The sequence below is a fragment of the Halomonas sp. genome, assembly GCF_041689495.1.
In the GTDB taxonomy this organism is placed as follows: Bacteria; Pseudomonadota; Gammaproteobacteria; order Pseudomonadales; family Halomonadaceae; genus Halomonas.
Window position 1 is genome coordinate 1 of the sequence record NZ_JBDNGD010000299.1, and the last position, 1,479, is coordinate 1,479.

Sequence of the window (1,479 nt, forward strand, 5' to 3'; positions counted from 1 at the left end):
GGCAAACGGCTCGCGCGCTGAAGCGCCCTCCCACCACAACTTGCTGCTGTGGGAAATGGGGGTCCGTGGGAAATGGGGGTCTGTACCAGATTTAGCCACTCGATTAGCCCTTTTCTTTTATACCTATATAGGAATAAAATGCCGACATGGATTCGACCCCCCTCAAGTCCGTCCACTGGGTGGCCAGCAGCAAGAAGGACCTTCTGGCTATGCCCGACGACGTCAAGGATGTCTTCGGCTTCGCCCTTCACCTGGCGCAGGGTGGCACCAAGCATCCACAGGCCAAGCCGCTGAAAGGGTTCGGCTCCGCCGGCGTCCTCGAGGTCGTCGAAGACCACCAGGGAGATACCTATCGCGCCGTCTACACCGTCAAGCTGGGTGATGCAATCTACGTCCTGCACTGCTTTCAGAAGAAGTCATCCAGGGGCATCGCCACCCCCAAGCCAGACATGGACAAGATACGCGGCCGTCTCAATCTCGCCGAGCAGCACGTCAAGGGGGAAACATCATGACTATCGAAACCGGCTCCACTAATGTCTATGCCGATCTGGGCAGGCTCGATGCCGAGGAAATGCTCATCAAGGCCCAACTCGCCGCCAAGATTGGCGAGATCATCAAGCGTCGCCGCCTGACCCAATCCCGGGCCGCCGAGATCATGGGCATTCCCCAACCCAAGGTATCCGCTCTGCTGCGTGGCCAGTTCCGTGGCATCAGCGAAGCCAAGATGCTCGAGGCCATCGCTCGCCTTGGCCGTGAAGTAAAAATCGTGATCGGCCCATCACGCCGCCGGTCTTCTCCCGGGCATGTTGAGCTTGAGATTTTCTAGGAGGTGAGGGTAGTTACCTCACCTTGGGAAAATTAAGTGGGAAAGGGAAATGGGGGTCTGTCTCCGATCAGCCCCCAGCCTTGGCCCCGCTGGTGGGAGGCCGGCTTGCCGGGCGAGCTTTTCGGGGCAAACTGCTCGCGCGCTGAAGCGCCCTCCCACCACAACTTGCTGCTGTGGGAAATGGAGGTCTGGAAATGGGGGTCTGTCCCTCATTAACCTCTCTCATTAACCCCTGACTTTCCGGCTGTTCGACGCTTCGACGAGGGGCTGACCCAATTACCTCGAGATTTCCCACCCCGAACGACTTCGACTAAACTGGCAACCATCAAGAGGAGGTCACCACATGAGCACCCCACTGGATCCGCGCATCAGTGAATTCGAGACTCAGGAGCAGGCTGACAGTTACGACCGCTGGTTTCGTGAACGCGTGCAGCGCAGCCTGGACGACCCGCGCCCATCGATCCCGCATGATGATGTGATGGCCGAGATGCGCGCGCTCCTGGAATCGAAGAAACGCCGGAATGCTTCTGGTTAAGTGGCAACCCCAGGCGCGAGAGTCGCTACGAGAGATTCTCGATTATCTGGGCGACCGCAATCTCTACGCCGCTGAATCTCTCCGGAGCGCCCTTGAAGAAACGGCGGAGGCACTACCC

The 1,479-nt window shown here is 58.8% G+C and carries 3 protein-coding genes; all 3 read left to right on the forward strand.

Features of this window, described 5'->3' with window-relative positions:
• Positions 1-146: 146 nt before the first annotated feature.
• Positions 147-512 carry a type II toxin-antitoxin system RelE/ParE family toxin gene (locus ACESMD_RS10030; protein ID WP_372612759.1) on the forward strand — a complete coding sequence of 122 codons (366 nt, stop codon included), beginning with the start codon at positions 147-149 and terminating at the stop codon, positions 510-512.
• Positions 509-826 (forward strand): helix-turn-helix domain-containing protein, encoded by a 318-nt coding sequence (locus ACESMD_RS10035; protein WP_372612761.1) that lies wholly within the window; start codon positions 509-511, stop codon positions 824-826. Before ACESMD_RS10030 ends, ACESMD_RS10035 begins: the two co-directional genes overlap by 4 nt.
• A 343-nt stretch (positions 827-1,169) precedes the next feature.
• Entirely contained in the window at positions 1,170-1,361 is a 192-nt protein-coding gene (locus tag ACESMD_RS10040; protein ID WP_372612763.1) for a stability determinant, read from the forward strand.
• Positions 1,362-1,479: the final 118 nt, after the last annotated feature.

Excerpts from the sequence above, each read along its gene's own strand:
- ACESMD_RS10040 (WP_372612763.1), top strand. The coding sequence starts at position 1,170 with ATGAGCACCCCACTGGATCCGCGCATCAGTGAATTCGAGACTCAGGAG.
- ACESMD_RS10030 (WP_372612759.1), top strand. The coding sequence starts at position 147 with ATGGATTCGACCCCCCTCAAGTCCGTCCACTGGGTGGCCAGCAGCAAG.
- ACESMD_RS10035 (WP_372612761.1), top strand. The coding sequence starts at position 509 with ATGACTATCGAAACCGGCTCCACTAATGTCTATGCCGATCTGGGCAGG.